We start from the raw sequence: 24,875 nt of genomic DNA on the forward strand, positions 1-24,875 counted from the left end.
ACGACAGGCGTGGGGCGAGGTGCCATTTCCATCGTGCTGGCAGGCGATCTGGTTCTGGACGAACCCGACGGCGCCTGGTGGCTGAGCGGCATCGCGCCCGCGCTGCAAGGCGCCGACCTGGCGGTCGGGCATCTCGAGGTTCCGCACACCCACCGGGGTGCGGAACTGCAGGGTGACGTGCCCGCCCCCGGGGCGCCGCCCGAAAACCTGGCGGCGATCGCGCAGGCCGGCTTCGCCATGCTGAGCCTGGCGGGCAACCACATCGCCGATTGCGGCGCCGAGGGGATCGCCGACACGACCGCCGGGCTCGGCGCCCTCGGCGTGGCGCATTGCGGTGCGGACCTGACACTGGAGACGGCACGCAGGCCCGCGATCGTCGCGCGCGACGGCTGGCGCATCGCGTTGCTCAGCTACAACTGCGTCGGCCCCGAGGCCAGCTGGGCGACGGCGGATCGGGCCGGCTGCGCCTATCTGCCGATCGCGACCGCGGACGGCGCACCGATTGCGCCTGCGGCGAACCTTGCGGTGTTGACGCAAGCGGCCCTGGAGATCCTGCGCCACGACATTTCCGAGGTGCGCGCGCAGGCGGACCTCGTCCTCGTCGCGCTGCACAAGGGCATCGTCCACACGCCGGCGCGCCTGGCGCCCTACGAGCGGGCCTTGTCGCACGCTGCGGTGGAGGCGGGGGCCGACGTGGTGATAGGCCACCACGCGCATATCGTGCGCGGCATCGAATTCCACCACGGCAAGCCGATCTTCCACGGCCTTGGCAATGGCTGCGTGGTGACGGGCGCGCTCAGCCCGGCGCAGGATCATCCCGCCCGCGCGGCGTGGGCCGAGCGCCGCAAGGCGATGTTCGGGTTCGAGCCCGACCCGCCCTATACGCTCGCCCCGTTCCATCCCGAAGCCGTCAACGCATTCCTGGGCACGGTCGCCGTGGACCACGAGGGCACGATCCGCGCCGGGATCATCCCGGTCGATGTCGAGGCGCCGGGCCGCCCAGTTCTTGCCGAACCGGCGCGGGCGATGGAAATCCGCGACTATGCCGAGCGCATCACCGAGACGGCCGGTCTGCCGCCGATCATGATCGCGCACGATGGCCTTGTGACGGAGGTCCGCCCATGACGCGCGCGCAGACGATCATGGTGTGGACGGGCGGGACCGCCCTCGTCACGGCCGCGTCGCTCAATGTCCTGGCGGTGATCGGGCGGCATACCGGCCTGCCGCTCAAGGGCGCCATCGAACTGGTGCAGGTTGGCGTGCTCGTCGCCGGATCGCTGGCGCTGGTCATGGCGACACTCGCCCGCAACCATGCGCGGGTGCATCTCATCCTCGATCGGCTGACCGGCACGCGCCGGGTGGTGGCGGACCGCATCTGCACCGCACTTTCGATCGTGTTCTACCTCCTGCTGCTGAGCGGATCGCTGTGGCTCGCGCGCGACCTGTGGGGCAGCCAGGAAGTCAGCGAATTGCTCGACGTGCCTTGGCGCTGGATGCGCGGCTTCCTCAACGCCGCGCTGGTCGTCGTGATCGCGCTGCTGGTGCGGCAATTGACGGAACGAGCCAAGCCATGATCCTTGCTACGCCCGAAACCGGCCTCGTCGGCTTGGTCCTGCTCTTCGCCATGCTGCTGTGCGGCGTGCCGATCGGCGTTTCGCTCGGTCTGGTCGGGATCGGTGGGCTGGTCTTCGCCCTCGGCCCGGAAGCGGCCGTCGTGAAGGCTGGCGTCGTCGTGGTCGAGACGCTCACGCGCTACGAACTGGGCACGCTGCCGCTGTTCATGCTGATGGCGCACCTGTTCTTTTCGGCCAACGCCAGCCGTGACCTGTTCGACGCCGCGGCCAAGATGGTCGGCCATCGGCGCGGTGGCCTTGCCTATGCCTCGATCGGCGGGTGTGCGGGCTTCGGCGCGATCAACGGGTCGAGCCTGGCGACGGCGGCCACCATCGGCCTTGTGGCGCTGCCCGAGATGCGCCAGCGCGGCTATTCGGACGCCCTGGCCACGGGCACCGTCGCCGCCGGCGGAACGCTGGGGCAGATGCTGCCGCCATCGGGGGCGCTGATCGTCTATGGCATCATCGCCGAGCAATCGATCGGCAAGCTGTTCACCGCCACGCTGATCCCCGGCATCTCGCAGATGCTGTTCTACTGCGTCGTCGTCTGGCTGCTGGTGCGCTGGCGCCCGTCGATCGCGCCGGTCGGCGAGCGGGCGAGCTGGGCCGAACGCGGCCGCGCGCTGCTGCGGATCGCGGACATGATCGCCCTTCTGGCGGTGGTGCTGGGCGGGATCGTGCTCGGCTGGTTCAGTCCCTCGGAGGCTTCCTCGATCGGCACCGCCGGCGCGCTGCTCATCACCGCATGGCGGCGGCGGCTTACCCGCGAGGTGCTGTTCCGCGCCTTTTCGGAAACGCTGCGGACCAGCGGCCTCATCTTCCTCGTCATCATCGGCGCGATCATCTTTTCGGTGTTCATCAGCGTTACCGGCCTGACCGACGCGGTCGGGCAGGCGGTGACGGCGATGAACCTCGGCACCATTCCGACGCTGCTCGTCGTGGCCGGACTGCTGCTGCTGCTGGGTTCGGTGCTCGACGGCCTCGCGCTCATGCTGCTGACGACGCCGATCCTGCTGCCGATCGTTGAGGGCGTGGGTATGTCGCCGATCTGGTTCGGCATCTTCATCACCCGCGCGATGGAAATCGGCTTCGTCCATCCGCCGCTCGGCATGAACCTCTACGTCATCCAGGGCGTCGCCAAGGACGTGCCGCTCAACCGCATTTTCCGGGGCGTGCTGCCGTTCCTGGGAAGCGACCTTGTTCACCTGCTGCTGCTCATCCTCTTCCCGGCGATGGCGCTGTGGCTGCCCACGATGTTCGGACAATGACCATGATAGCCTATGTCGGCCCCGACCTGCCTCACGATGTGCTTGCCGCGACCGGGCGCTGCTCCGGCCCGCTGGGCTGGAACGTCGATCGCGCCATGCCCGCCGCGGATCGCTGGCTGGAAAGCAAGTTCCCGCTCTGGGCCCGCTCGATCCTGCAGGACTGGGCCGATGGCGCGCTCGACGGGGTCGAGGCCGTGGTGTTCTCGCGCGGCGACGATGCGGCGCAGCGGCTCTATTACTACGTCTGCGAGTTGCAGCGGCAGGGCGCGATCGCCGGGCCAGAGCCGCTGATCTTCGATGCCTCGACCATCGCGCGGGCCAGCAGCGGCCGCCATGTCGAGGCGGCGACGCGCAGCCTGGCGCAGCGTCTCGGTGTCGACGCGCCGGCGCTGGCGCAGGCCATCGCCCGGACCAACGCCCGCCGCCGCGAAGCCGCGCCTGCACTCGGCGAGGGACCGCTGTGCCTGATCGCGGGGACACCGCCGCCCGACCAGCGGTTGCACGACGCCGTGGCGGCGGCCGGCTGGCGCGCCGCGGGGCCGACGCTGACGCAGACCTGGACCGCACTCGGACCCCCGGTCGAGGAAAAGGGCGATCCCTTTGCCGCCGTGGCCGCGCAATTGCACGGTCATGCGCAAGGGGGCCGAGGCTTTTACGATCGCGCCGCAGCGCTGACCGACGCCGTCGCGCAAACGGGCGCTGCGGCGGTGGTGCTGTGGTTCGCGGAAGAAGACGAGGCGCGCATCTGGCACTTGCCGGCACAGCGCAAGGCCCTCGAAGCGGCGGATATTCCCGCCCTCGTCCTGACGCGCCGGGACTGGCGCGCGACTGGTGGCGAGGCCGCCGAGATCGACGCATTCCTGAAGGGAATTTCGCAATGACGCCGCTTGATGGACATCGGGTCGCGGTGCTGGGTGGCATGGCGGAACGGCCACTCGCCCGCTATCTCGCCGCGCTCGGCGCCGAGCTGGGCGGACCGGTCGAGGGCGCCTCGTTCGTCATCGACGACATCGGCCTCGAGGGTTTGGGCGACGTCGCGATCCCCGCCGGTGCCGTGCACGTCTCGGTCACGACCTTCGGGTCGGGCGGCCCGCGCAGCGGCTGGAAGGGCGGCGAGTTCGTCGCCTCGGCAATGGGCGGGGCGCTGCGCGTGACCGGGGAGCCGGACCGGCCGCCGGTCAAGGAAGCGGGGGAGGCCTGCATCTTCCACGCCGACATGGTCGCGGCCAGCGGCGCGATGGCAGCGCACTATGCCCGCGGCACGCACGGGCAGGGCCAGCATGTCGACGTCTCGGTGCAGCAGGTCGCCTTCAGTCGCAATTTCAACGGCATCCTGTGCTGGCAGTTCGACCGCCGCAAGCTCGCCCGCGTCGGCGGCGCGCTCGCCTATGGCAAGGCGACGGTGCGCGCGATCTGGAAGCTGGCGGACGGCTGGTGCTTCCATTCGCTGATGACCGGACGGCTCGGCGCACCGGCCAACCAGGCGCTGTCGGACTGGATGGACGAGGCGGGCGTGCCCAATCCGCTGCACGGCACCGACTGGCTCACTTACAACCGCTCCACCCTCCCAGCCGAAACGCGCGCGATCTGGGAAGCGGCGATCGCGGCCTTCTTTGCCTCGCGCACCAAGGCGGAGATCGCCAGCGAAGGTCTGCGCCGCGGCATCAACGCCTGCGTCGCCAACGAGCCGGCCGACGTGCTGGCCGACCGCCATCTGGCCGCGCGCGGCTTCTTCGATCCGCAGACCGGATTGCCGAAGCGCTTCGCTTCGATTCGCGAAGGCGCGGCCGTCGCCGCTGCGCCGGCGATCCACACCGGCGCGCGGCCCGGGCCGCTGTCGGGCGTCAAGGTGCTCGATTTCGCCTGGGCGCTGGTCGGGGCGATCTCGACCAAGACGCTGGGCGATCTGGGGGCCGAGATCGTCAAGATCGAGAGCCGCACCCGCCCCGATCTGGCGCGGCTCGACGTGCAGGTGGCCGCCTCGAAGCCCGGCAACTGGGACGACAAGCCGTGGTTCGCGCACCTCAACACCTCCAAGCGCAGCCTTTCGCTCAACATGAAGAAGCCCGAGGCGCGGGAGCTGATCGACCCGCTGATCGACTGGGCCGACGTGGTGGTGGAGAACTTTTCGCCCGGCACGATGAAGAAGCTGGGGCTGGACTACGACACGCTGGCCGCGCGCAATCCGGGCATCGTCATGGTCTCGGGCAGCGTCTTCGGCCAGACCGGCCCGCTGGCGCAGGAATGGGGCGTCGACGGCACCGGCGGCGCGCTGTCGGGGCGGACGTTCCTCACCGGCTATCCCGATGGCGATCCGGTGATCCCCGGCGCCGTGCCCTATGGCGACGTGATCGTGCCCTATGTCATGGCCGGGGGCGTCGCGGCAGCGCTGCAGCATCGCCGCGAGACCGGCCGGGGCTGCCATATCGACGCCTCGATGTACGAGATCTGCGTGCAGCAGATGCGCGACACGCTCATCGCCGCGCGCCGCGGCGAACACCCGCAGCGCTTGGGCAACGCCGACCCGCGTGTCTTCTTCCAGGACGTGTTCCCGGCCGCGGGCGAGGATCGCTGGGTGGCAATCAGCCTGGCCGGCGCTGAGGATCGCGCCCGGCTGGAAGCCATCACCGGCACCGACGTCGCCGCGTGGACGGCGGCCCGGTCCGATCACGCCATCGTCGCGCAGTTGCAAGCCCACGGCATCGCCTGCGGTGTGGTGCAGGACAGCGAGGACATGATCGACAACGATCCGCAGCTCGCCGGGCGCGGCGCGCTGGTCACGCTCGACCATCCGCTGCTCGGTCCCTTCGGCCACATCGCCACGCCGTTGCGCTTTTCGCGCGATGCCTTCCGCCCCTTCCGCGCGCCGGGAATGGGTGAGCACGCCCACGCCATCGCCCGCGACCTGTGCGGCCTTACCGACGCCCGCATCGCCGAACTGGACGCGGCAGGAGTATTCGAATGACGCAGACGACCAGCGCCTCCACCGAGGCTTCCGCCGCCACGAAATCCAGCGGCCAGCGCAGCCGCAAGGATCTGGCCTGCACCGCCGCGGCCAGCGCCTATCAGAAGCAGTTCGGCGCGGACCTGCGCCGCCGCGTGGTCGACGAGGGCGAGCCCTTCGCGATCGTCCAGGCCGATACCCCGCACGAGCTGTTCCACGTGATGGACATCCCGATCATCACCAACCAGTGGTGGTCGGCCTACATCTCGGCCAAGCAGCTATCCAACCGCTATTTCGAGGTCATGGCCGAGCATGGCTATCCCGAAAACGGCTGCAAGTACTGCTCGCTCGGCCTCGCCTGCACGCTGGCCAACGATCCCAAGACCGCGCCGTGGGGCGGGCTGCCCAAGCCCACCGTGCTTGTCGCGCGGCTGACCTGCGACTGCATCCAGCACGTCTTCGGGCAGTGGGCGCAGGCGCTGGGCACCGAATTCTTCCCGATGGAAGCGCCGGCGTGGGAAAAGAAGGACGCCAGCTGGTTCGAGCGCAGCCGCACCGAGTGGCGCTCGGTCTACGATGCCGACCGCATCGCGCTGATGGTCGAGGAAATGCGTGATCTCATCGCGCTGCTGGAGAACCGCACGGGTCGCAAGTTCGACGAGGCCAGGCTGCATCACCTGATGGAGCGGATCAACGAGCAGGAAGGCTACATCTGGGAGGCGGCGCAGGCGATCGGCAACGCGCGGCCGTGCCCGGTCTCGATCGCCGAGCAGATGCCCAACACCATGATCCCGCAGTGGCACCGCGGCTCGGACTGGGCGGTGGCCCACGCCAGGCGCTTCCGCGACGAAGTGCTCGAGCGCGTCGCCGCAGGTGCCGGGGCGGCCAGCAATGAAAAGCTGCGGCTGATGTGGATAGGCGCGGGGGTGTGGCACGATCCCGGCTTCTATCAGGCGCTCGAGGAGCGGATGGGCGCCGTCTTCGTGTGGTCGATGTACATGCCCTTCGCCGGCCCGCAATACATCCGCGAAGTGCAGGGGCAGCCGATGGATGCCCTGGCCAGCCGCATCTGCTCGATGAACGAGGTGCTGCACCTGCCGCCGTGGATGAACGGGTGGATGACGAGCGAGGCGGAACGCTGCGGGATCGATGCCTGCGTCGTGCTGCTGCCGCCCGACAATCGCCTGGCGCAATCGGGGACGAAGCTCACCGCGCTCTCGCTCGAGGCGGCCGGCGTGCCGGTCCTGTCGATCGATGCCGACATGGTCGATGCCAAGAACTGGGACCACGACCGCATGGTCGGCATGGTCGCGGACTTCCTCACCGCGCGGGGCCTCGCATGAAGCTCGCCGCGCTCCTGCCGCTGCTGCTGCTCGCCGCGTGCGCGCGGCCGCTGCCGCAGGGGGTGACCGAGCTGACCTATGCCACGCCGTACAGCCCGAACCATCCGTTCAGCAAGGCCGACCAGGCGTGGATGCGGTTCGTGGAAAAGCGCTCGGGCGGGCACATCCGCATCCGGCCGATCTGGTCGGGCGCGCTGCTGTCGTCGGACATGTCGATGGAGGAATTGCGCCACGGCGTGGCCGATGTCGGCCTCATCACGCCGATCTACGTGCGCGGCGGCACACACCTGATCCGCATCCAGACCGGCTTCTACAGCGGGGCCGACAGCATCGCCTCGCAAGTGGCGCTCTATCGTTGCATCGCTGCGGCGAGCCCGGAAATCGGCAAGGAACTGCACGGGCTCAAGCTGCTGGCGGTGCAGGGCGGTTCGCTGGCCGGCATCGTCACCACCGACCGCCGGGTGCGCCGCCTCGAGGACTTGCGCGGCCTGCGCCTGCGCGCGCCCACCGAATTGCTGACGGTGCTCGAATCGCTCGGCGTCGATGCGGTGAACATGCCGATGGGCGATGTCTATTCGGCGATGGCCAAGGGCGTGATCGACGGCGTGATTGCGCCCGGCGACACCTTCCGCTCGCTCCATTTCGCCGAAGTCTCGCGCCACTACAACACGCTGGCCATTCCGCGCGGTGCCTATCCCGCGCGCGCCATGGGGCTGGCGCGCTGGAACAGCCTGACCCCGCAGGAGCAGGCGATCCTCAACGAGTCGCAAGGCGTGTGGGAAGCCGCGCTCGAGACCGAAATCCATGCCGCGCTGGAAAAGGGCATGGACGAGGCGCGCAAGCAGGGCGTCACCATCGACGGCATGTCCAGGGCCGAGCAGGCCCGGTTCGACGCGCTCTATCTGCGCGATTCCGAACAGAACGCCCGCAGCCTGTCGCGCTTTGGCATCGATGGCCTGTCGCCGTTCCGTGCAGCGCGGGCCTCGGTGCGCGCGCGCGACCAGATCGAATGCAAAGGAGGAAGCGCATGAGGCAGATACTCTTGCTCACGGCCCTGCTGGCGAGCGCGGCCAGTGCCGAGCCCATGACGCGGGTGATCGGTGCACCCGCCGGGTCGGGTCCCTGGCCTGCGGTCGCCGAAGCGCACAGCGATGCGCCGGGCTACACGATCTATCTCCCGGCACGGCCGCCCCGGGGCAAGCTTCCGCTCGTGCTGTGGGGCAACGGCGGGTGCCGCAACAACGGCGTCTCGGTGAGCCACTTCCTGCGCGAGATCGCCAGCCACGGCTACGTCGTCGTGGCGAACGGCGCGCCCGCCGAGGAAACGCCAGCGCTCACCGCCTTGCCGCCGCCCAAGCCCGCGAGCGCATTCACGCCGCCACCGGCCAAGGCCGACGAGACCAGCGTCGCGCAGTTGCTCGGCGGCATCGACTGGGCGGCCAAGGCCATGCCGGCGCAGGTCGACACGCAAAGGATCGCTGTGCTGGGCCATAGCTGTGGCGGGCTTCAGGCGATTTCCGCCGGGGCGGACCCGCGCATCGCCACGGTCATGGCGTTCAACAGCGGGGTCTACAACCGCCCCGGGGGCGGGGTGACCGGCACCTGGGTCAGCAAGGCGGACCTGGCAAAGCTGCATACCCCCATCGCCTATATCCTCGGTGGCCCGACCGATATTGCCTACGAGAACGGCAGCGACGACGTCGCGCGGATCGAGCATGTGCCGGTGTTCTACGGCAACATCGACACCGGCCACGGTGGCACCTTCTCGCTCGTCAATGGCGGAGCCTACGGCCGCGTCGCGGTGGGCTGGCTCGACTGGCAACTGAAGCACGACAAGCGCGCGGAGGCGATGTTCGCCGGCCCCGCCTGCGGCCTGTGCACCGACCGCGCATGGACGATCGTGCGCAAGCATCTCCCGGAGAAACCATGACCCAGCCGCTTGCGGGTATCCGCATCGCCGATTTCAGCCATGTCATGGCCGGCCCTTATGCATCCCACCTGCTGAGCCTGATGGGCGCGGAGGTCATCAAGATCGAGCCGCCGCATGGCGACAGCTTTCGCAACTATGGCGCCGACCAGAGCCTGGAGGGTCTTTCGCCCGCGTTCATCGCCGCCAATGCGGGGAAGAAGTCGATCGCGCTCGATCTCAAGAAGCCCGAGGATCTCGACACGGCCCGCGCGATCATCGCCCGCTGCGACGTGCTGATCGAGAACTTCCGTCCCGGTGTCATCACCCGGCTGGGGCTGGGATACGACGCGGTCAAGGCGCTGCGCCCCGACATCGTCTATTGCTCGGTCTCGGGCTATGGCCAGGACGGACCGCAGCGCGACTGGCCGGCGATCGACAACATCGTCCAGGCAACCAGCGGCATGATGATGCTGAGCGGCGAGGAAGGCGACCCGCCGGTGCGCGTCGGCTTTCCGCTCGTCGATACCCTGACCGGCCAGACCGCCGCGTTCGCGATCCTCTCGGCGCTGATCCGGCGCATGCAGGGCGGGGGCAGCAGCTACATCGACGTCTCGATGTTCGAGGCCAGCCTGTCGTTCATGACGTCGGCGGTGACGCCGTTCCTGGTTACCGGGCAGGCGATGTCGCGCATGGGCAATACCGGATACAGCGGCCTGCCCACCGCCTCGCTCTTCACCGCGCGCGACGGGCGGCAGATTTCACTGGGCGTAGTCCAGCCCGGCCAGTTCGCCGCACTGGCGCGCTATGTCGGCCGCGAGGACTGGCTGGACAATCCGTTGTTCGCGACACCAGAGGCGCGGCGCGCCCATTTCGACGCGATGAAGGCCGAATTGGCGGCGGTCATCGCCGAACGCGATGCCGCCGACTGGGAAGCGGGCATGAGCGCGGCGGGCATCCCCTGCGGCATGGTCCGCCGTGTCGACGAGGCACAGTCCCTGGCCCGGCCCGACGCCGTGATCGCGCTCGAACTCCCGGGCCGTGGCGGATCTTCGGGGGCGGTCAAGGTGCCCGGGGTGGGCTTCCGTCTGACGCCAGGCGAATATGGCACGATCACCCCGCCCAGGCTCGATGGCGACAGGCAGGCCATCCTCGACTGGCTGAGCGCGGACTGACATGCCACGAGCCTCCCGGTACCGTGCCGTTCGGCATGGACAGGCCGCAGTTCTGTCCGTCAACGCCTTGAACAGGTTGCCTTTGTCGACCCGCCATGATGTATTGCCATCCATGAAGCGGCTCACTCCCTTTGGCGCCCTGCTGGTCTGCGCAGCGATCGGTCTCCTCACACACAAGTTCGGGCTGTGGTTTCCGATCGGAATCGTGGCCTTCATCGTCGTGAGCGTCGCACAGAACCGGCGGCAGGGCTGAGGCACGGTCCGGCCGCGCCGAATCGCCCTGCGGACGGAGTGGTTGACGCAGGCGCAAAATCCCGTAAATGCGCGGCTTCCCCGCGAGGGGGCGGTTAGCTCAGTTGGTAGAGCATCTCGTTTACACCGAGAGGGTCGGCGGTTCGAGCCCGTCACCGCCCACCATTTCCGGGGCCACCATGCACGGGGCCACCATTTCAGGTGGCCGCCATGCCGTCAGCGAGGCTGACGCTCAGGCCCCGGCCGATTTCACCAGCGCTGCGGCTTCCGGCCCGTTCCAGTCGAACGCCCCCACCACGCGGCCCACTTCCTTGCCGGCGGCATCGTAGACGATCGTCGTGGGCAGGACGCCGGTGTTGTAGTGGAACGACAGGTCGTTGTCGGGATCGAGCAGCGGCGTGACATGCGTCAGCGCGTGCTCGGCGTGAAACGCCTTGACCTTGTCGGCCATGCCTGCGCTGTCCTGCGAGACGGTGAGGACACGCAGGCTGCCGGCCTTGGCCGCCGCCAGCTTGTCGAGCGTGGGCATCTCGATCACGCAGGGGCCGCACCAGGTGGCCCAGAGGTTGAGCAGAACCGGCTTGCCCGCGAGGTCCCCGTTGGCGACCTTCTTGCCGTCGAGACCGGCGAGCGCGAACGTCGGCATGGCCGAACCCTTGTGCGACAGGTCCACCTTGCCGGCCGCGGCATCGGCGCCCGTTGCGGGGGCGGTGCCCGAAGACGCGCTGGAAGGTTGCGCGTTCGAAGGTTGCGCGGGGGGGCTTGCTTGCCTATCGCACGCGGCAAGCGCGGTGCAGGCCAGCGCGCCCAGGACGAACGGCAGATAGGGCGGACGAGCGGACATGAGCGGCAATTCGAGCTCCAACCAGATGTGGGGCGGGCGTTTCGCCGCCGGGCCTTCGGCCATCATGCGTGAGATCAACGCCTCGATCCCGTTTGACAAGGCCTTGTGGCGGCAGGACATCGCCGCGTCAAAGGCCCATGTGGCCATGCTGGCCGCGCAAGGCATCGTCACGGCCGAGGATGCCGCGCTGATCGCCGGCGGGCTGGACCAGGTCGCCGCCGAATACGAAGCCGACGGCGTGCCCGAGAACTGGGACCTCGAAGACATCCACATGACCACCGAGGGGCGGCTGGCCGAGCTGATCGGCCCCGCCGCCGGACGCCTGCACACCGCGCGCAGCCGCAACGACCAGGTAGCGACCGATTTCCGCCTGTGGGTGCGCGATGCGATCGACCAGATGGATGGCGGGCTCAAGGCGCTGCAGGTCGCGCTGGTGCTGCGCGCCGGCGAGCATGCCGAGAGCATCATGCCCGGCTTCACGCACCTCCAGACCGCGCAGCCCGTCACGCTCGGCCATCACCTCATGGCCTATTACGAGATGATTGCGCGCGATCGCTCGCGCTTTGCCGATGCGCGCGCGCGGATGAACCGCTCGCCGCTGGGCGCGGCGGCGCTGGCGGGCACCGGCTTTCCGATCGACCGCTTCCGCACCGCCGAGGGGCTGGGCTTCGACGGGCCGACCGACAACAGCCTCGATTCGGTCTCGGACCGCGACTTCGCGCTCGATTACCTGATGGCCGCGGCGCAGTGCTCGCTGCACCTCTCGCGCCTGGCCGAGGAATTCATCATCTGGGCAAGCCAGCCGTTCGGCTTCGTGACGCTGCCCGACAGCCTCTCGACCGGCAGCTCGATCATGCCGCAGAAGAAGAACCCCGACGCGGCCGAGCTGGTGCGCGGGCATTCCGGGCGGATCGTCGGCTGCCTGACCAGCCTGATGATCACGATGAAGGGCCTGCCACTCGCCTATTCCAAGGACATGCAGGACGACAAGCCGCCGGTGTTCGAGGCCGCCGGCCTGCTGGCGCTGTCGGTCGCGGCGATGACCGGCATGGTCGCCGAGGCGAAGTTCCGAACCGAGCGCATGCGCGGCGCGGCCGAGCTGGGCTATGCCACCGCCACCGACCTCGCCGACTGGTTGGTGCGCCAGGCCAACATTCCCTTCCGCGAGGCGCATCACATCACCGGCAGCGCGGTAAAGCTGGCGGAAAGCCGCGGGGTCGCGCTCGACCAGTTGAGCCTTGCAGACCTGACCGCGATCGACGCGCGCATCGACGATCGCGTCTATGCCGCGCTTTCGGTCGAGGCCTCGGTCGCGGCGCGATGCAGCCATGGCGGAACCGCGCCGGTCGAGGTAAGGAAGCGTGTGGCCCAGGCACGCGAAGCCCTGGGTATCGAGGAGTAATCGCTTGATCCGTCCCACTGCCCTGCTGCTCGCCGCCACGGCCGCGCTCGCTCTCGCCGCCTGCGGGAACAAGCGTGAGCTGAAACCGGCGCCGGGGTACGGGTTGCCGCCCGCGCCCTATGGCCGCGAGGCAAGCCGGGGCGGGGACGCGCTGCTGCGGGCGCCGATCCAGGCCAAGCCCGACCGCAACGTCGAGCTGCGCAGCCGGTCGCAGGAGCGCGAGGACGATCCGTTCGACCTCCCGCCCGAGGACTGACGCGCCCTTCTTTTCGATACTTCTTTTCCGAGAGTCGCCATGGACCACTTCCACTATGCTGACGGCGTGCTTCACGCCGAGGATATTGCCCTGCCGGCGCTGGCCGAAGCCGTGGGCACCCCGCTCTACGTCTATTCGCGCGCCACGCTGACCCGCCACGCGCGCGTGTTCCGCGATGCGCTCAAGGTGCTGCCGCGCGTGAGCCTCGCCTTTGCGGTCAAGTCCAACCCCAACCTTGCCGTGCTCAAGGTGCTTGCCGCCGAAGGCTATGGCGCCGACGTGGTCTCGGGCGGGGAAATGGAACGCGCGCTGGCGGCCGGGATGCCGGCGGCGACGATCGTGTTCTCGGGCGTGGGCAAGACCGCGGCCGAACTGGCGCGCGCGCTCGAGGCGGGGATCGGGCAGTTCAACCTCGAGAGCGAGGAAGAAGGCCTCGAACTCGCCGAGATCGCCAGCGCGATGGGCAAGGTCGCGACCTGCGCGCTGCGCGTGAACCCCGACGTCGATGCCGGCACGCACGGCAAGATTTCCACCGGCAAGGCCGAGAACAAGTTCGGCGTGCCCTACGACCGGGCTGCGGCGATCTACGCCCGGCTGGCCGGGGCGCCGGGGCTGGCGATGCGCGGGCTGACGCTGCACATCGGCAGCCAGCTGTCGAAGCTCGATCCGCTCGAGGCCGCGTTCGAGAAGATCGGCGCGCTGATGCGCACGATCCGCGCGGCTGGCCATGCGGTCACGCACATCGACTTCGGCGGCGGCGTGGGCGTGCCCTACAAGGCGGGCGAGGTCTTCCCGTCGCCCGAGGACTACGCCGCGATGGTCGCGCGCGTGACGCAAGGCTGGGATGTCACCGCGATGTTCGAGCCGGGCCGCGTCATCACCGGCAATACCGGGCTGCTGCTGACACGCGTGATCCGCGTCAAGGAAGGCGTCGGCGCGCCGTGGGTCGTGGTCGATGCTGCGATGAACGACCTGGCGCGGCCCGCGCTTTACGATGCCTGGCACGATTTCGTGGCGGTCACGCCGGAGGGCGAAACGATGGACGCCAACATCGTCGGCCCGATTTGCGAATCGAGCGACACCTTCGCCATGAACCGCACGATCGACCGGGTAAAGCGCGGCGACCTTGCGGTGTTTCGCACCGCGGGTGCCTATGGCGCGACGATGGCCAACACCTATAACTCGCGCCCCCTGGTGCCCGAGGTGATGGTCGATGGCGGGCGCTGGGCTGTCGTGGCCGACCGGATCGAGCCGGCGACGATCCTTTCCGCCGAGCGCGTGCCCGACTGGCTCGCCTGATGCTGTCCGCGCTGCCCCTGTTCCATCGAATCGCCGGGCAACCGGTGGTGGTGCTGGGGCAGGGCGCCATGGCCGAGCCCAAGCGCCGGCTGGTCGAGCGCGCGGGCGGGCTCATCATCGACGATCTCGCGCAGGGCATCGACATCGGCGCGCGGCTGGCCTTCATCGCGCACGACAGCGCTGCGGCCTGCGAAGCGGATGCCTTGCGCGCACGCGGGGCCGGGCTGCTGGTCAACGTGGTCGACCGGCCCGAGCTGTGCGATTTCACCACGCCTTCGCTGGTCGAGCGCACGCCGCTGCTGGTCGCCGTGGGCACGGCGGGCGCCTCGGCGGGCCTGGCCAAGCACGTCCGGCTGCGCCTAGAGCGGTTGCTGCCGCAAGGACTGGGTGCATTGGCCGAGGCGCTGTTTGCCGCGCGCGGGCCCTTGCGTGCGCGTTTTCCCGACGGCGCGGACCGGCGCCGGGCGCTGGATGGCGCGCTGGGGGAGGGCGGGGCGCTCGATCCCTTCGCCGACCAGCCCGCCGATGCGGTGCAACGCTGGGTCGAGGGCGCCGCCGGGGTGGACGCGGCCCATCACGTCGTCGTCCTGCGCTCGGCCGACCCCGAAGACCTGACGCTGCGCGAGGCACGGCTGCTGGGCATGGCGGACGCGGTGATCGCCGGGCCCGAAGTGCCCGCCGCGCTGCTCGCCCGTGCGCGGGCGGACGCGCAGCGTTTGCCGCCAGGGGCGCCGGTGCCCGAAGGCCTGACGGTGGAATTGCGGCTGGGGTAACGGGGGAAGGGGCATGCCCCTCCACCACCGCTTCGCGGCGGTCCCCCTCCCCGCCTGCGGCAGGGAGGATGTCGATCCTCCCCATCAACGATGGGGAGGTGGCAGGCGCGGCACGCGTCTGACGGAGGGGCTGTTACGCTGCCTTCACCGCCGAAAGCTGGAAATTCATCCAGCAGCTGGCGATCGGGGCGGTGCCGTCGCCCTGCCAGGCCTCGATCCGCACGTTGGCGATGCGACGGCCGGCGCGCAGCACTTCGCCGCGGGCGAAGACGCGCTGGGGCAGGCCGTTGCGCAAATATTCGATCGAGATGTTGATCGGCTTGAACCGCGCCTCGATGCCCCGCTGCGCGAGGTCTGCGTGGAGCGCGGCGAAGCCTGCCATCTCGAGCAGCCCGCCGATCGCGCCGCCGTGCAGGTAGCCGGGGCGGCCTTCGGACTTTTCCGCAAAGTCCATCGCCACGACCGGTGCTCCAGGCGCATCACGGTCCAGCACCAGCATGCCCATCGCGCGGGCATAGGGCGGCAGCTCGAAGCCTGCGGTCATGCCGTGTCTCCCGTGGCCATGAAGATGCCGGCGGCATGGGCCACCGGATCGGATGTGTCGCCATCGTGCGCCAGCCCGCGCACGAAGGCCAGCGCGCCGCGGATCTGGTAGCACTCGGCGCGCGCGATCACGCTGCGTCCTGGGACGGCAGCGCGCACGTAGTCGATGCGCAGGTCGAGCGTGACATGCGGCACGAAACGCTGGCGCCGTGTCCAGATCGCCATCGCGGTGCAGTTGTCGAACAGCGAGATGATCGGGCCGGAGGCCAGCACCCCATTGCCGCCGGCACCGACCAGTTCCTCGCGCCAGGGCAGTTCGGCCTCGAACCAGTCGGTGCCGTGGCCGCCGTACCGCATGCCGAGAAAGCCGCCGTGGCCGAGGCTGCCCAGCACCTTGCCCGCCGCCTCGGGATCGAAGGGGCCATCGACCCGCCAGCCTTGCGTCTTGTCCTCGCTCATCGTGCCTTCCTGCCGTATCGCCGCGCCGGATTCAATCGTCCGATTAAATTACATCACCGATCCTGCGAGCGCGTCGATCGCGGCCTGCAGGATCAGCGCGGCGGCATGCGAATCGATGCGCACCGCGCGCTTGGCGCGGCTGAAGTCCTGCTCGATCATCGCGCGTTCGGCGGCCTGGGTCGACCAGCGCTCGTCCCACATCAGCGTCGGCAGCGCGAGGTCGGCAAGATTGCGCGCCATTGCCCGCGCCGACTGGCTGCGCGGTCCATCGCTGCCGTCCATGTTGAGCGGCAGTCCGATGACCAGGCCGCGCACGTTGCGCTCGGCCACAATCGCGGCAAGCTGCGCCTTGTCCTGCGCGAACTTGGCGCGGCGGATCGTGCTCCCGGCAGTGGCGAAGCGCCAGCCCGCGTCGCACAGCGCGACGCCGATGGTCTTGGTGCCGGGGTCGAGACCCATGAGCACGCCGCCCATCGGCAGGGCGGCGCGAAAGTCGGCGGTACTGAGCGTGATCATCCGGGTTCTCCTGCCGCCACGGCCTCGGGATGGCGGCGATACCACCCCGCCGTGCGCCGGATCACGTCGGCGCGCAAGTTGGCCCAGAACAGCGGGATGTCGTAGACGTGGTAATTGTTGCCCGGCAGCACGAACTGGCCGGTGCGCGGCGCGCGGTCGAGTACCAGCAGCCCCCGCGCATCGCAGGCGGCGCCCGCCTGCGCCGGGACCATCGGCCCGGCGCGCTCGGTCAGCAGGTCGGCCTTGTCGGGCAGGAGCGTGCCGCGGTTGGCGCTGGCGGGCATCGCCTGGCGGTCGCTTCGGCCCGACAGGGGATTGACGCAGACCAGCGTTGCATCGGCCGGGGTGCCGTCGGGAAAGACGTGATAGCCCAGCAACAGCAGCGAGGGATCAGCCGGCGCGGCGAAGCTCATCCAGCTGACCAGGCATTGGGCCTGGTCGGGCTGCGCGCAAACCGGCAGGCCGAGCGCGGGCGGCGCGAGGCGTGCAGCCATGGGCCAGCCGATGGCATAGGCGGCGGCAACGCGCCGTGCCAGCGGCGTGCCGCGCACACGATCGCGGAGCAGGCGCGCAACCAGCAGCGCGCCCTGGCTGTGGCCGGCGATGACGATCGGCATCTCGGCCGGCGTCTGCTCGACGAACAGGCCGAACGCTGCGGCAACATCGCCATAGGCGACGTCGATCGCGCGCTGACGGTCGGGGCCGGTGCTGAGGAACGCACCAAGCGCGGCCTGCCGATAGCGCGGGACCCAGACCGGCCCTGCGCCAGAGAAGGCGCTGGCGGTGGCGGCCGTCAGCAGGCCGGCGCGTCGCTGCGAATCCGCGTCGCTGATCGGGGCATTCCATTCGGCGCGGCTAAGATAGGTCGTCGAGTGGACATAGAACACTGCGGCGCGCGGCGGGGCGGCCGATCCGGGAGCGGCCGTCGTCTCGCGTTGGACCCCGGCCGGCAACCATTGCGCCGGATCGTCGCGCAATCCCGGCCGGGCGAGCCAGAGTTCAGGGCCGGCATAATCGCGCGCCGCGAGCGCGGGCTGGGGCGCGAAGGCGCGGATCGGCGCAAAGGCCATCTGCCATACCTCGCGCGAGCAGGCGTTGAGCACGCCGAACATCGTCAACGCCAGCAGCACGAACAATCCCGCCGCCTGCGTCACCCGCAAGGCATGACGGCGGCCGAACCGGGGTTCGTCGTCGTCAGCCACCGGGCGGTGTAGGGGCTTCGTCGTTGCGCGCCGCCTGCCGCTCCAGCGCGATCTTGATCATCGCGACGATCGGATCGGCCAGCGCCAAGCCGAGGATGCCGAACAGCACGCCGAAGATCAGCTGCGCGCCCAGCACCATGGCCGGGGCCAGGTCCACCGTCTTGCGCGCGATCATCGGCACCACGATGTTGCCGTCGACGGTCTGCACCACGAGATAGACGATGATGCAGTAAAGCCCCATGTCGTTGCCGCCCGAGAACCCGACGAGGATCATCAGCAGCCCCGAGATCGGCGCGCCGATGTTGGGCAGCAGGACCAACAGGCCGGTGAGGATGCCGAGCAGGGCCGACATCGGCACCCCGTAGACCGCCAGCAGTGCCCAGGTCGCCGCGCCCTCGGTGACCATGCCGATCATGCGTCCGAACAGCAGCATGCGCAGCGACTTGCCCATCCGCTGCATCGTGCCCTGCACGTGCGGCCGGCTTTCCAGCGGCAGCATCCACGCGAGGCCCCGGCGATAGATGTCGGGCTCGAGCACGAAATAGATGCCGAGGATGACGATGAGGAACACCGTGGTCATGCCGCCGAAGATGCCGCCCAGCGCCTGGGTAACCGGGCCAACACCGCCGATCAGCTGTTCTGCCACCTTCGAGATGTCGGCTTGGCCGACCTCGATGCCGTGGGTCTGCAGGAAACCCATCGCCCTCTGCGCCTGCATTTCGACGATATGGGGGAACTGCGCCGCCTGGGCCGCGATCTGGTTGCCCGCGAAATAGACCAGCCAGGCAAGGAACGCGACCGTCGCCACCAGCACCATGACGATTCGCAGCGCGCGCGGGCCGGGTACGATGCGCCCGAGCAAGCGTTGCCCGCCCTCGATCGCCGCGGCAAACACGACGCCGCCGAAAATCACCAGCAGCGGTTGCGCCAGGAACACCGTCAGCACGACCAGCGCGGCAATGCCGATCCAGACGAACGCCTTCTTGGCCTCCTGCCGGATTGTGCGGTCGGCGATGTCGGTCGGCCCGGGCGCGTGGGCCTTGGTTGCAGGTGCGGCGACGTTTTGGGTCGCGACGGGAAGCGTGGAAGGCGCGGCGGTGTCGGTCATCGGCGGGTCGTTACCCTTGCAAGGCAGGTTGTATCAGGAACCGGGAACGGCCGCGCGGGCGTCCCGTTCCGGGCGCAACGTCCCCCAGGCACGACCGCTGCGCAAGGCCTTCCACCAGGTGCGCGGATCGAGGGTCTCGCTACCGTCGAGCGACAGGGTGACGAATTCGGCCCGCCCGCCGACGTCCGACAGGGGGACGGGGCCGCCAAGCCCTTTCAGCGCGAGCGGCTCGCGGCTGTCTGCGGAATGATCGCGGTTGTCGCCCATCAGGAAGACATGGCCCGCCGGCACGGTCACTTCCGCGTAATCGTCGAGCGGCTGCTGCTCGTGGTCGATGATCCGGTACGAGGCGCCGTTGGGCAGGGTCTCGCGCAGGATGGGCAGCTCGCAGAAGCTGCGGCCGGCCGCATCGCGAAAGCGCAGGCCGGGAAAGTCCGCCGGATCGCAGGGTTCGTTGGCGTCGACCGCCAGGTCCAGCGGCGGCTCGACCACCTGGGGAACCGGCTTGCCGTTCAGCACGATCTGGCCGTGGATCACCGCAATGCGATCCCCCGGCAGCGCGACGACGCGCTTGATGTAGTCCTCGTTGCTGCCGCGCGGCACGACGATGACGATATCGCCATATTGCGGGGTCGCAGGCAGAAGCCGGCGGTCCGACCGGGGCAGGACGTGCAGCGATGGCGAAACCCACGACCAACCGTAGGGATACTTGCTCACCACCAGCCGGTCGCCGACCAGCAGGTTGGGCATCATCGACATCGAGGGAATGTAGAACGGCTTGGCGACGAGGGTATGGAACACGACCACGCCCAGCAGCATGACGATCAGCCCGGCCAGTTCGCCGCCCCAGTTGACCCGGGCCTTCGCCGTCGGCGCCGCCGGATGCACCGGGGCGGGGCAGTCGCCCGTCGGCGCTGCGGGAACGCTGCTCAAGCCCTCGCTCACGCCGGGTTCCCGCCGGCGAGCGGTCGTGCCTCGATCACCACGAAGGCCTGGGCCCAGGGATGGTCGTCGGTCATCGTCAGGTGGACGATCGCTTCATGCCCGGCCGGCGTGATCGCCGCGAGCCGCGCGGCGGCACCGCCCGTCAGCGCCAGCGTCGGCGCGCCCGAGGGCGCATTGACCACGCCGATGTCCTTCATGAACACGCCGGCGCGAAACCCCGTGCCGACCGCCTTGGAATAGGCTTCCTTGGCGGCAAACCGCTTGGCCAGCGTGCCGGCGCGGGTGAACGGGCGCCGGGCGGCCTTGGCCTGCTCGACGGGGGTGAACACGCGCTCCACGAAGCGGTCGCCGAAGCGGGCGAGCGATTGCTCGATCCGCTCGATATTGCACAGGTCCGAACCGAGGCCGATGATCACGGGCAGGCAAGTCCTTGGTTTAGCGCGCGTCGTCCATTAGGCTGCGCATGCGTTGCACCGCCGCTTCCAGGCCGACGAAGATCGCCTCGCCGATCAGGAAGTGGCCGATGTTGAGTTCGGCCAATTGGGGGATGGCGGCAATCGGCTGGACGTTGTCGTAGGTCAGGCCGTGCCCGGCATGCGGCTCGATGCCGTTGCGCGCGGCCAGCGCCGCCATGTCGCTCAACCGCTTGAGCTCGACCGCCACCGCTTCGCCCTCGGCGTGGGCATATTCGCCGGTGTGCAGCTCGACCACCGGTGCGCCGAGCTTCATCGCCGCCTCGATCTGGCGCGCCTCGGGCGCGATGAACAGGCTGACGCGTATGCCGGCATCGGCGAGGCGCGCGCAGATCGGCGCCAGGCGGTTGTGTTGGCCGGCGGCGTCGAGGCCGCCCTCGGTGGTGCGCTCCTCGCGGCGCTCGGGCACGATGCAGCAGGCATGCGGCTTGTGGCGCAGCGCGATCGCCAGCATCTCGTCGGTCGCGGCCATCTCGAAATTGAGCGGCAGGCTGGTCGCCGCCTGGATGCGCGCGATGTCCTCGTCGCGGATGTGGCGCCGGTCCTCGCGCAGGTGCGCGGTGATGCCATCGCCGCCCACGGCCGCCACGATCTGGGCGGCGCGCACCGGGTCGGGATGCTCGCCCCCGCGCGCGTTGCGGATCGTGGCGACGTGGTCGATGTTGACCCCCAACCGCAGGCGCGGCGGCGTGACCGGCAAGGTCATGGCAATATCCTTCGACTGGTTCAGGGCTGCGCGCGGCTGCCGGGCTTGATCGCCGGCGTGGCGGCCAGCTCGGGCGGCAGTTCGTCGGCGGCATAAGTCGGGAAGTTGAGCGCCACCAGCGGATAGAAGGGCACGCCGAGATCGACCGCCCCGGCCGAGCGATCGACCAGCGCCGCCTCGGCGATGACCACGCCGCCGGCTTCCTCCACCGCGCGGATCGCCTCGCGGCTCGACAGGCCGGTGGTGACGACGTCCTCGACCATCAGCACCTTTTCGCCCGGCTCCAGCGAGAAGCCGCGGCGCAGTTCGAATGTGCCGGTGGGCCGCTCGACGAAGATCGCCTCGGTGCCCAGGGCGCGGCCCATCTCGTGGCCGATAATGACCCCGCCCATCGCCGGCGCGACGACTTTGGTGATCTGCTGGCGCACGTCGCGCGGCAGCTTGGCGGCCAGCGCACTGGCGAGGCGCGAGGCGCGCATCGGGTCCATCAGCACGCGCGCGCATTGCAGGTAATGGGCCGAATGGCGGCCGGACGAGAGCAGGAAATGTCCCTCCAGCAGGGCTTGGCTGGCGCGGAATTCGGAAAGGATCTCGTCGTCCTGCATGATCGTCGTCTTGGTTCCGGAAAATGGCGGTATCGGTCGGACGGACGGCACCGCGACGGCGCCGGCCCGCGTTCGTGCCATGAGCGTTCGGGGCGCGCCGGGCAAGGGTTTTTAGGGGAGTCCCTTCCGGCCCGGCGCCATGATACGGGGCGCCGGCGCCTGTCCGAAAGGTCAATCGGCGCTCGCGCATTCGGTGGCAGTGACAACTTGTCGCCAGCGACAAGCCCGCGTATAGCCGTGCGCAATCGAGGGAATGACAATCAGTGCACGCGGACCTCGAAACCGTCGTGTACGCGGGGAAGAGCGGAACAATCGACGATGAGTCCATTCGAATTCGTCCGCCGTGCGGGCACAGCGTTTCGGACCGCCGGTCACATCATGGCAGGCATGGCAGCAACCGCCGCGATTGCCGCGCCGGCCCTGGCGCAGGCTGCGGCCACCTACGTTCCGGCCAAGCCGGTCGAGGGCAAGGGCCAGCCGATTTCCGGAGCCTATACCTTCCAGGACCAGTATTCGCCGATCGGGCAGGAAGCCCTGAAGATGCACGACTACGTGCTCATCCCGGTGATCACCGCGATCGTCCTGCTGGTGCTGATCCTGCTGATCGTGGTCGTGGCCAAGTTCAACCGCCGCGCCAATCCGGTCGCGTCCAAGACCAGCCACAACACCGTGATCGAAGTGATCTGGACGCTCGTCCCGGTACTCATCCTCGTCGTGATCGCGGTGCCGTCGATTCGCCTTCTCGCCCATCAGTACGAGCCGGCGCCCAAGGGCGCGCTGACCGTCAAGGTGACCGGCTACCAGTGGTACTGGGGCTATACCTACCCCGATAACGGCGGCTTCGAGGTCATCTCGAACATGCTGCCGCCGGCCGAGGCGATCAAGCGGGGCGAGCCGCCCCAGCTCGCGGCCGACAATCGCATGGTCGTGCCCGCCGGCGTGCCGATCCGTCTCCAGACCACCGGTTCGGACGTGATCCACTCGTTCGCCGTGCCCTCGCTGTGGTTCAAGCTCGACGCCGTCCCCGGCCGCATCAACGAGAAGGTGCTGATGGTGAACAAGCCCGGCGTCTACTACGGGCAGTGCTCGGAACTGTGCGGCGCGCGCCACGGCTACATGCCGATCGTCGTCGAGGCGGTGACCAAGCCGCAGTTCGACGCCTGGATCAAGAGCCAGGGCGGCACGGTCGGCGGCGCTGCCCCGGCCGCAGCCCCTGCTGCAGCCGCCGCCCCGGCCGCATAAGACAATTCGGAAGAGGATAGACCGTCATGGCCACCATTCCCGCCGATCATGAAAGCTTCGATGCGCATCACGATCATGCGCACGACCACGATCACGATCACAAGCCCAGCTTCTTCGCGCGTTGGTTCATGTCGACCAACCACAAGGACATCGGCACGCTCTACCTGATCTTCGCGATCTTCGCCGGTGTCATCGGCGGTGCGGTCTCGGGCATCATGCGCGCCGAGCTGGCGCATCCGGGCATCCAGTACCTCGCGTTCTGGACCAACTTCGTCGGCGGCGATGGTGCCGACCTCAACCAGACGCTCCACATGTGGAACGTGCTGATCACCGCACACGGCCTGATCATGGTGTTCTTCATGGTCATGCCCGCGCTGATCGGCGGGTTCGGCAACTGGTTCGTGCCGATCATGATCGGCGCGCCGGACATGGCCTTCCCGCGCATGAACAACATCTCGTTCTGGCTGACCTTCGCGGGCTTCTGCTCGCTGATGATCTCGCCGTTCGTGCCCGGTGGTACCGGCCATGGCGCGGGTACCGGCTGGACGGTCTATGCGCCGCTCTCCACCTCGGGTTCGGTCGGTCCGGCGGTCGACTTCGCGATCTTCTCGCTGCACTTGTCGGGTGCGGGCTCGATCCTCGGTGCGGTCAACTTCATCACCACCATCTTCAACATGCGCGCGCCGGGCATGACCCTGCACAAGATGCCGCTGTTCGTGTGGTCGGTGCTGGTCACCGCGTTCCTGCTGCTGCTCGCGCTGCCGGTCCTGGCGGCCGCGATCACCATGCTGATCACCGACCGCAACTTCGGCACGACGTTCTTCGATCCCGCCGGTGGCGGTGACCCGATCCTTTACCAGCACCTGTTCTGGTTCTTCGGCCATCCCGAAGTGTACATCATGATCCTGCCGGGCTTCGGCATCGTCAGCCAGATCATCTCGACCTTCTCGAAGAAGCCGGTGTTCGGCTACCTCGGCATGGCCTACGCCATGGTCGCGATCGGCCTGGTCGGGTTCATCGTGTGGGCGCACCACATGTACACCACCGGCCTCGACGTGAACACGAAGATGTACTTCACTGCCGCCACGATGGTCATCGCGGTGCCCACCGGCATCAAGATATTCTCGTGGATCGCAACGATGTGGGGCGGCTCGATCGAGTTCAAGTCGCCGATGGTCTGGGCGATCGGCTTCATCTTCCTGTTCACCGTGGGCGGCGTGACCGGCGTGGTCCTCGCCAACGGCGGCATCGACGACAATCTCCAGGACGGCTACTACGTCGTGGCGCACTTCCACTACGTGCTGTCGCTGGGCGCGGTCACCTCGCTCTTCGCCGGGTTCTTCTACTGGTTCCCCAAGATGAGCGGCCGGATGCACTCCGAGTTCCTCAGCCACCTGCAGTTCTGGGTGTTCTTCGTCGGCGTGAACCTGATCTTCTTCCCGATGCACTTCCTCGGGCTCCAGGGCATGCCGCGTCGTTACCCGGACTACGCGCCGGCCTACGAGTACTGGAACCACATCGCGACGATCGGTTACATGGTCATGGCCGTGTCGATCGTGATCTTCGTGATCAACATCGCCTACGCCCTCCTCGCCGGCAAGAAGGCCGCGCCGAACTACTGGGGCGAAGGCGCGACGACGCTGGAATGGACGCTGTCCAGCCCGCCGCCGTTCCACCAGTTCGAAACGTTGCCGGTCATCGGCGACGATTCGCACCACTGATCGATCGACCCAGGTCGAGAGCCAAAAACCCCGCAGCGCGAGCTGCGGGGTTTTTCTTTTGCGCCGTTTCCACCCCTGATTCTCCCCTCCCGCTTGCGGGAGGGGCCGGGGGAGGGCCTGTTCTTCACGCGGCGCAACGCCGATTCGCCATATCGTTCCCGCCTGATTTCACAAAAGTGCCATGCAAAAGTGCCGATGGTTGCTGGGTTTTGGCGGGTTTGGGGTGGCTTGTGGAAAAATCGGTGTTGACCGTGTGGGGCCTCGTCCATATATGCCGCTT

26 protein-coding genes and 1 tRNA gene are annotated in these 24,875 nt (G+C 68.8%); 17 read left to right on the forward strand and 10 right to left on the reverse strand.

Translation table 11 applies throughout. From position 1 onward, the window contains the following. Positions 1-9: 9 nt before the first annotated feature. From V7Q48_RS14980 to V7Q48_RS15030, 11 genes are all read left to right on the forward strand, one after another. On the forward strand, positions 10-1,125 hold the full coding sequence (locus V7Q48_RS14980) for a CapA family protein (protein WP_333839094.1): 1,116 nt from the start codon (positions 10-12) through the stop codon (positions 1,123-1,125). Then, the gene (locus V7Q48_RS14985) at positions 1,122-1,574 is read left to right on the forward strand and encodes a TRAP transporter small permease subunit (protein WP_333839096.1); all 453 of its coding nucleotides are present in this window, start codon (positions 1,122-1,124) and stop codon (positions 1,572-1,574) included. The genes V7Q48_RS14980 and V7Q48_RS14985 overlap by 4 nt, the downstream gene beginning before the upstream one ends. Beyond that, positions 1,571-2,881, forward strand: a complete 1,311-nt coding sequence (locus V7Q48_RS14990; protein ID WP_333839098.1) for a TRAP transporter large permease — start codon at positions 1,571-1,573, stop codon at positions 2,879-2,881. Before V7Q48_RS14985 ends, V7Q48_RS14990 begins: the two co-directional genes overlap by 4 nt. Next, complete coding sequence (locus V7Q48_RS14995) at positions 2,878-3,762, forward strand: hypothetical protein (protein WP_333839100.1); 885 nt, start codon at positions 2,878-2,880, stop codon at positions 3,760-3,762. The genes V7Q48_RS14990 and V7Q48_RS14995 overlap by 4 nt, the downstream gene beginning before the upstream one ends. Further along, complete coding sequence (locus tag V7Q48_RS15000; RefSeq protein WP_333839103.1) at positions 3,759-5,846, forward strand: CaiB/BaiF CoA-transferase family protein; 2,088 nt, start codon at positions 3,759-3,761, stop codon at positions 5,844-5,846. The genes V7Q48_RS14995 and V7Q48_RS15000 overlap by 4 nt, the downstream gene beginning before the upstream one ends. Continuing rightward, positions 5,843-7,168, forward strand: a complete 1,326-nt coding sequence (locus tag V7Q48_RS15005; protein WP_333839105.1) for a 2-hydroxyacyl-CoA dehydratase subunit D — start codon at positions 5,843-5,845, stop codon at positions 7,166-7,168. Before V7Q48_RS15000 ends, V7Q48_RS15005 begins: the two co-directional genes overlap by 4 nt. Next, positions 7,165-8,199: a TRAP transporter substrate-binding protein DctP gene (gene dctP, locus V7Q48_RS15010; protein ID WP_333839107.1), complete on the forward strand. Its 1,035-nt coding sequence runs from the start codon at positions 7,165-7,167 to the stop codon at positions 8,197-8,199. The genes V7Q48_RS15005 and dctP overlap by 4 nt, the downstream gene beginning before the upstream one ends. Next, on the forward strand, positions 8,196-9,098 hold the full coding sequence (locus tag V7Q48_RS15015) for a hypothetical protein (RefSeq protein ID WP_333839109.1): 903 nt from the start codon (positions 8,196-8,198) through the stop codon (positions 9,096-9,098). Before dctP ends, V7Q48_RS15015 begins: the two co-directional genes overlap by 4 nt. After that, positions 9,095-10,249, forward strand: coding sequence for a CaiB/BaiF CoA transferase family protein (locus V7Q48_RS15020; protein ID WP_333839111.1), 1,155 nt, complete (start codon positions 9,095-9,097; stop codon positions 10,247-10,249). The genes V7Q48_RS15015 and V7Q48_RS15020 overlap by 4 nt, the downstream gene beginning before the upstream one ends. Before the next feature lie 112 nt (positions 10,250-10,361). Then, the gene (locus V7Q48_RS15025; RefSeq protein ID WP_333839113.1) at positions 10,362-10,502 is read left to right on the forward strand and encodes a hypothetical protein; all 141 of its coding nucleotides are present in this window, start codon (positions 10,362-10,364) and stop codon (positions 10,500-10,502) included. 88 nt (positions 10,503-10,590) lie between these two features. After that, positions 10,591-10,666 (forward strand) — tRNA-Val (locus V7Q48_RS15030). A 67-nt stretch (positions 10,667-10,733) separates the two neighbouring features. On the opposite strand, the gene V7Q48_RS15035 is transcribed toward V7Q48_RS15030, so the two are convergent. Next, positions 10,734-11,345 carry a TlpA family protein disulfide reductase gene (locus tag V7Q48_RS15035; RefSeq protein WP_333839115.1) on the reverse strand — a complete coding sequence of 204 codons (612 nt, stop codon included), beginning with the start codon at positions 11,343-11,345 and terminating at the stop codon, positions 10,734-10,736. Positions 11,346-11,370: 25 nt separating this feature from the next. Between V7Q48_RS15035 and argH the strand changes: the two genes are divergently transcribed. From argH to V7Q48_RS15055, 4 genes are read left to right on the forward strand one after another with little or no spacing between them, the layout of a single operon-like run. Then, positions 11,371-12,747, forward strand: a complete 1,377-nt coding sequence (gene argH, locus V7Q48_RS15040; RefSeq protein ID WP_333839147.1) for an argininosuccinate lyase — start codon at positions 11,371-11,373, stop codon at positions 12,745-12,747. A gap of 4 nt (positions 12,748-12,751) precedes the next feature. Beyond that, positions 12,752-13,003, forward strand: a complete 252-nt coding sequence (locus V7Q48_RS15045; RefSeq protein WP_333839117.1) for a hypothetical protein — start codon at positions 12,752-12,754, stop codon at positions 13,001-13,003. 39 nt (positions 13,004-13,042) lie between these two features. Continuing rightward, on the forward strand, positions 13,043-14,302 hold the full coding sequence (gene lysA / locus V7Q48_RS15050; protein ID WP_333839119.1) for a diaminopimelate decarboxylase: 1,260 nt from the start codon (positions 13,043-13,045) through the stop codon (positions 14,300-14,302). Further along, a complete protein-coding gene (locus V7Q48_RS15055) occupies positions 14,302-15,075 on the forward strand; it encodes a precorrin-2 dehydrogenase/sirohydrochlorin ferrochelatase family protein (RefSeq protein ID WP_333839121.1) in 774 nt (257 codons plus the stop codon). Before lysA ends, V7Q48_RS15055 begins: the two co-directional genes overlap by 1 nt. Before the next feature lie 133 nt (positions 15,076-15,208). Here V7Q48_RS15055 and V7Q48_RS15060 read toward each other — a convergent pair whose 3' ends face one another. The 9 genes from V7Q48_RS15060 to pyrE are packed head-to-tail and all read right to left on the reverse strand — an operon-like array spanning position 15,209 to position 21,632. After that, a complete protein-coding gene (locus V7Q48_RS15060) occupies positions 15,209-15,619 on the reverse strand; it encodes a PaaI family thioesterase (protein WP_333839123.1) in 411 nt (136 codons plus the stop codon). After that, entirely contained in the window at positions 15,616-16,077 is a 462-nt protein-coding gene (locus V7Q48_RS15065; RefSeq protein ID WP_333839125.1) for a PaaI family thioesterase, read from the reverse strand. The genes V7Q48_RS15060 and V7Q48_RS15065 overlap by 4 nt, the downstream gene beginning before the upstream one ends. A 48-nt stretch (positions 16,078-16,125) precedes the next feature. After that, positions 16,126-16,593: a Holliday junction resolvase RuvX gene (gene ruvX, locus V7Q48_RS15070; protein ID WP_333839127.1), complete on the reverse strand. Its 468-nt coding sequence runs from the start codon at positions 16,591-16,593 to the stop codon at positions 16,126-16,128. After that, on the reverse strand, positions 16,590-17,795 hold the full coding sequence (locus tag V7Q48_RS15075) for a DUF3089 domain-containing protein (protein WP_333839129.1): 1,206 nt from the start codon (positions 17,793-17,795) through the stop codon (positions 16,590-16,592). Before V7Q48_RS15075 ends, ruvX begins: the two co-directional genes overlap by 4 nt. Next, on the reverse strand, positions 17,788-18,903 hold the full coding sequence (locus V7Q48_RS15080) for an AI-2E family transporter (protein ID WP_333839131.1): 1,116 nt from the start codon (positions 18,901-18,903) through the stop codon (positions 17,788-17,790). Before V7Q48_RS15080 ends, V7Q48_RS15075 begins: the two co-directional genes overlap by 8 nt. Positions 18,904-18,936: 33 nt before the next feature. Further along, positions 18,937-19,791, reverse strand: a complete 855-nt coding sequence (lepB, locus tag V7Q48_RS15085; RefSeq protein ID WP_333839149.1) for a signal peptidase I — start codon at positions 19,789-19,791, stop codon at positions 18,937-18,939. A gap of 53 nt (positions 19,792-19,844) precedes the next feature. Beyond that, the gene (gene acpS, locus V7Q48_RS15090; RefSeq protein ID WP_333839133.1) at positions 19,845-20,264 is read right to left on the reverse strand and encodes a holo-ACP synthase; all 420 of its coding nucleotides are present in this window, start codon (positions 20,262-20,264) and stop codon (positions 19,845-19,847) included. 19 nt (positions 20,265-20,283) lie between these two features. Next, a complete protein-coding gene (locus V7Q48_RS15095) occupies positions 20,284-21,027 on the reverse strand; it encodes a pyridoxine 5'-phosphate synthase (protein WP_333839136.1) in 744 nt (247 codons plus the stop codon). 20 nt (positions 21,028-21,047) lie between these two features. After that, entirely contained in the window at positions 21,048-21,632 is a 585-nt protein-coding gene (pyrE, locus tag V7Q48_RS15100; RefSeq protein ID WP_333839152.1) for an orotate phosphoribosyltransferase, read from the reverse strand. Positions 21,633-21,950: 318 nt separating this feature from the next. Here pyrE and coxB point away from each other — a divergent pair, with 318 nt between their 5' ends. Further along, the gene (gene coxB, locus V7Q48_RS15105; RefSeq protein WP_442947149.1) at positions 21,951-22,874 is read left to right on the forward strand and encodes a cytochrome c oxidase subunit II; all 924 of its coding nucleotides are present in this window, start codon (positions 21,951-21,953) and stop codon (positions 22,872-22,874) included. Between the two features lie 26 nt (positions 22,875-22,900). Continuing rightward, on the forward strand, positions 22,901-24,595 hold the full coding sequence (gene ctaD, locus V7Q48_RS15110) for a cytochrome c oxidase subunit I (protein WP_333839140.1): 1,695 nt from the start codon (positions 22,901-22,903) through the stop codon (positions 24,593-24,595). Positions 24,596-24,875 lie beyond the last annotated feature (280 nt).

The sequence above is a fragment of the Novosphingobium sp. genome, assembly GCF_036803765.1.
Lineage (GTDB): Bacteria > Pseudomonadota > Alphaproteobacteria > Sphingomonadales > Sphingomonadaceae > Novosphingobium.

Bases quoted from the DNA above. Each gene is read 5' to 3' on its own strand.
- V7Q48_RS15015 (WP_333839109.1), top strand. From the start codon at position 8,196: ATGAGGCAGATACTCTTGCTCACGGCCCTGCTGGCGAGCGCGGCCAGT.
- ruvX (WP_333839127.1), bottom strand. From the start codon at position 16,593: ATGATCACGCTCAGTACCGCCGACTTTCGCGCCGCCCTGCCGATGGGC.
- V7Q48_RS15035 (WP_333839115.1), bottom strand. From the start codon at position 11,345: ATGTCCGCTCGTCCGCCCTATCTGCCGTTCGTCCTGGGCGCGCTGGCC.
- V7Q48_RS14995 (WP_333839100.1), top strand. From the start codon at position 2,878: ATGACCATGATAGCCTATGTCGGCCCCGACCTGCCTCACGATGTGCTT.
- V7Q48_RS15020 (WP_333839111.1), top strand. From the start codon at position 9,095: ATGACCCAGCCGCTTGCGGGTATCCGCATCGCCGATTTCAGCCATGTC.
- V7Q48_RS15055 (WP_333839121.1), top strand. From the start codon at position 14,302: ATGCTGTCCGCGCTGCCCCTGTTCCATCGAATCGCCGGGCAACCGGTG.
- V7Q48_RS15080 (WP_333839131.1), bottom strand. From the start codon at position 18,903: ATGACCGACACCGCCGCGCCTTCCACGCTTCCCGTCGCGACCCAAAAC.
- V7Q48_RS15005 (WP_333839105.1), top strand. From the start codon at position 5,843: ATGACGCAGACGACCAGCGCCTCCACCGAGGCTTCCGCCGCCACGAAA.
- ctaD (WP_333839140.1), top strand. From the start codon at position 22,901: ATGGCCACCATTCCCGCCGATCATGAAAGCTTCGATGCGCATCACGAT.
- coxB (WP_442947149.1), top strand. From the start codon at position 21,951: ATGAGTCCATTCGAATTCGTCCGCCGTGCGGGCACAGCGTTTCGGACC.
- V7Q48_RS15065 (WP_333839125.1), bottom strand. From the start codon at position 16,077: ATGAGCGAGGACAAGACGCAAGGCTGGCGGGTCGATGGCCCCTTCGAT.
- argH (WP_333839147.1), top strand. From the start codon at position 11,371: ATGTGGGGCGGGCGTTTCGCCGCCGGGCCTTCGGCCATCATGCGTGAG.
- lysA (WP_333839119.1), top strand. From the start codon at position 13,043: ATGGACCACTTCCACTATGCTGACGGCGTGCTTCACGCCGAGGATATT.
- V7Q48_RS15025 (WP_333839113.1), top strand. From the start codon at position 10,362: ATGAAGCGGCTCACTCCCTTTGGCGCCCTGCTGGTCTGCGCAGCGATC.
- pyrE (WP_333839152.1), bottom strand. From the start codon at position 21,632: ATGCAGGACGACGAGATCCTTTCCGAATTCCGCGCCAGCCAAGCCCTG.
- V7Q48_RS14985 (WP_333839096.1), top strand. From the start codon at position 1,122: ATGACGCGCGCGCAGACGATCATGGTGTGGACGGGCGGGACCGCCCTC.
- V7Q48_RS14990 (WP_333839098.1), top strand. From the start codon at position 1,571: ATGATCCTTGCTACGCCCGAAACCGGCCTCGTCGGCTTGGTCCTGCTC.
- V7Q48_RS15000 (WP_333839103.1), top strand. From the start codon at position 3,759: ATGACGCCGCTTGATGGACATCGGGTCGCGGTGCTGGGTGGCATGGCG.
- V7Q48_RS15095 (WP_333839136.1), bottom strand. From the start codon at position 21,027: ATGACCTTGCCGGTCACGCCGCCGCGCCTGCGGTTGGGGGTCAACATC.
- V7Q48_RS15060 (WP_333839123.1), bottom strand. From the start codon at position 15,619: ATGACCGCAGGCTTCGAGCTGCCGCCCTATGCCCGCGCGATGGGCATG.
- dctP (WP_333839107.1), top strand. From the start codon at position 7,165: ATGAAGCTCGCCGCGCTCCTGCCGCTGCTGCTGCTCGCCGCGTGCGCG.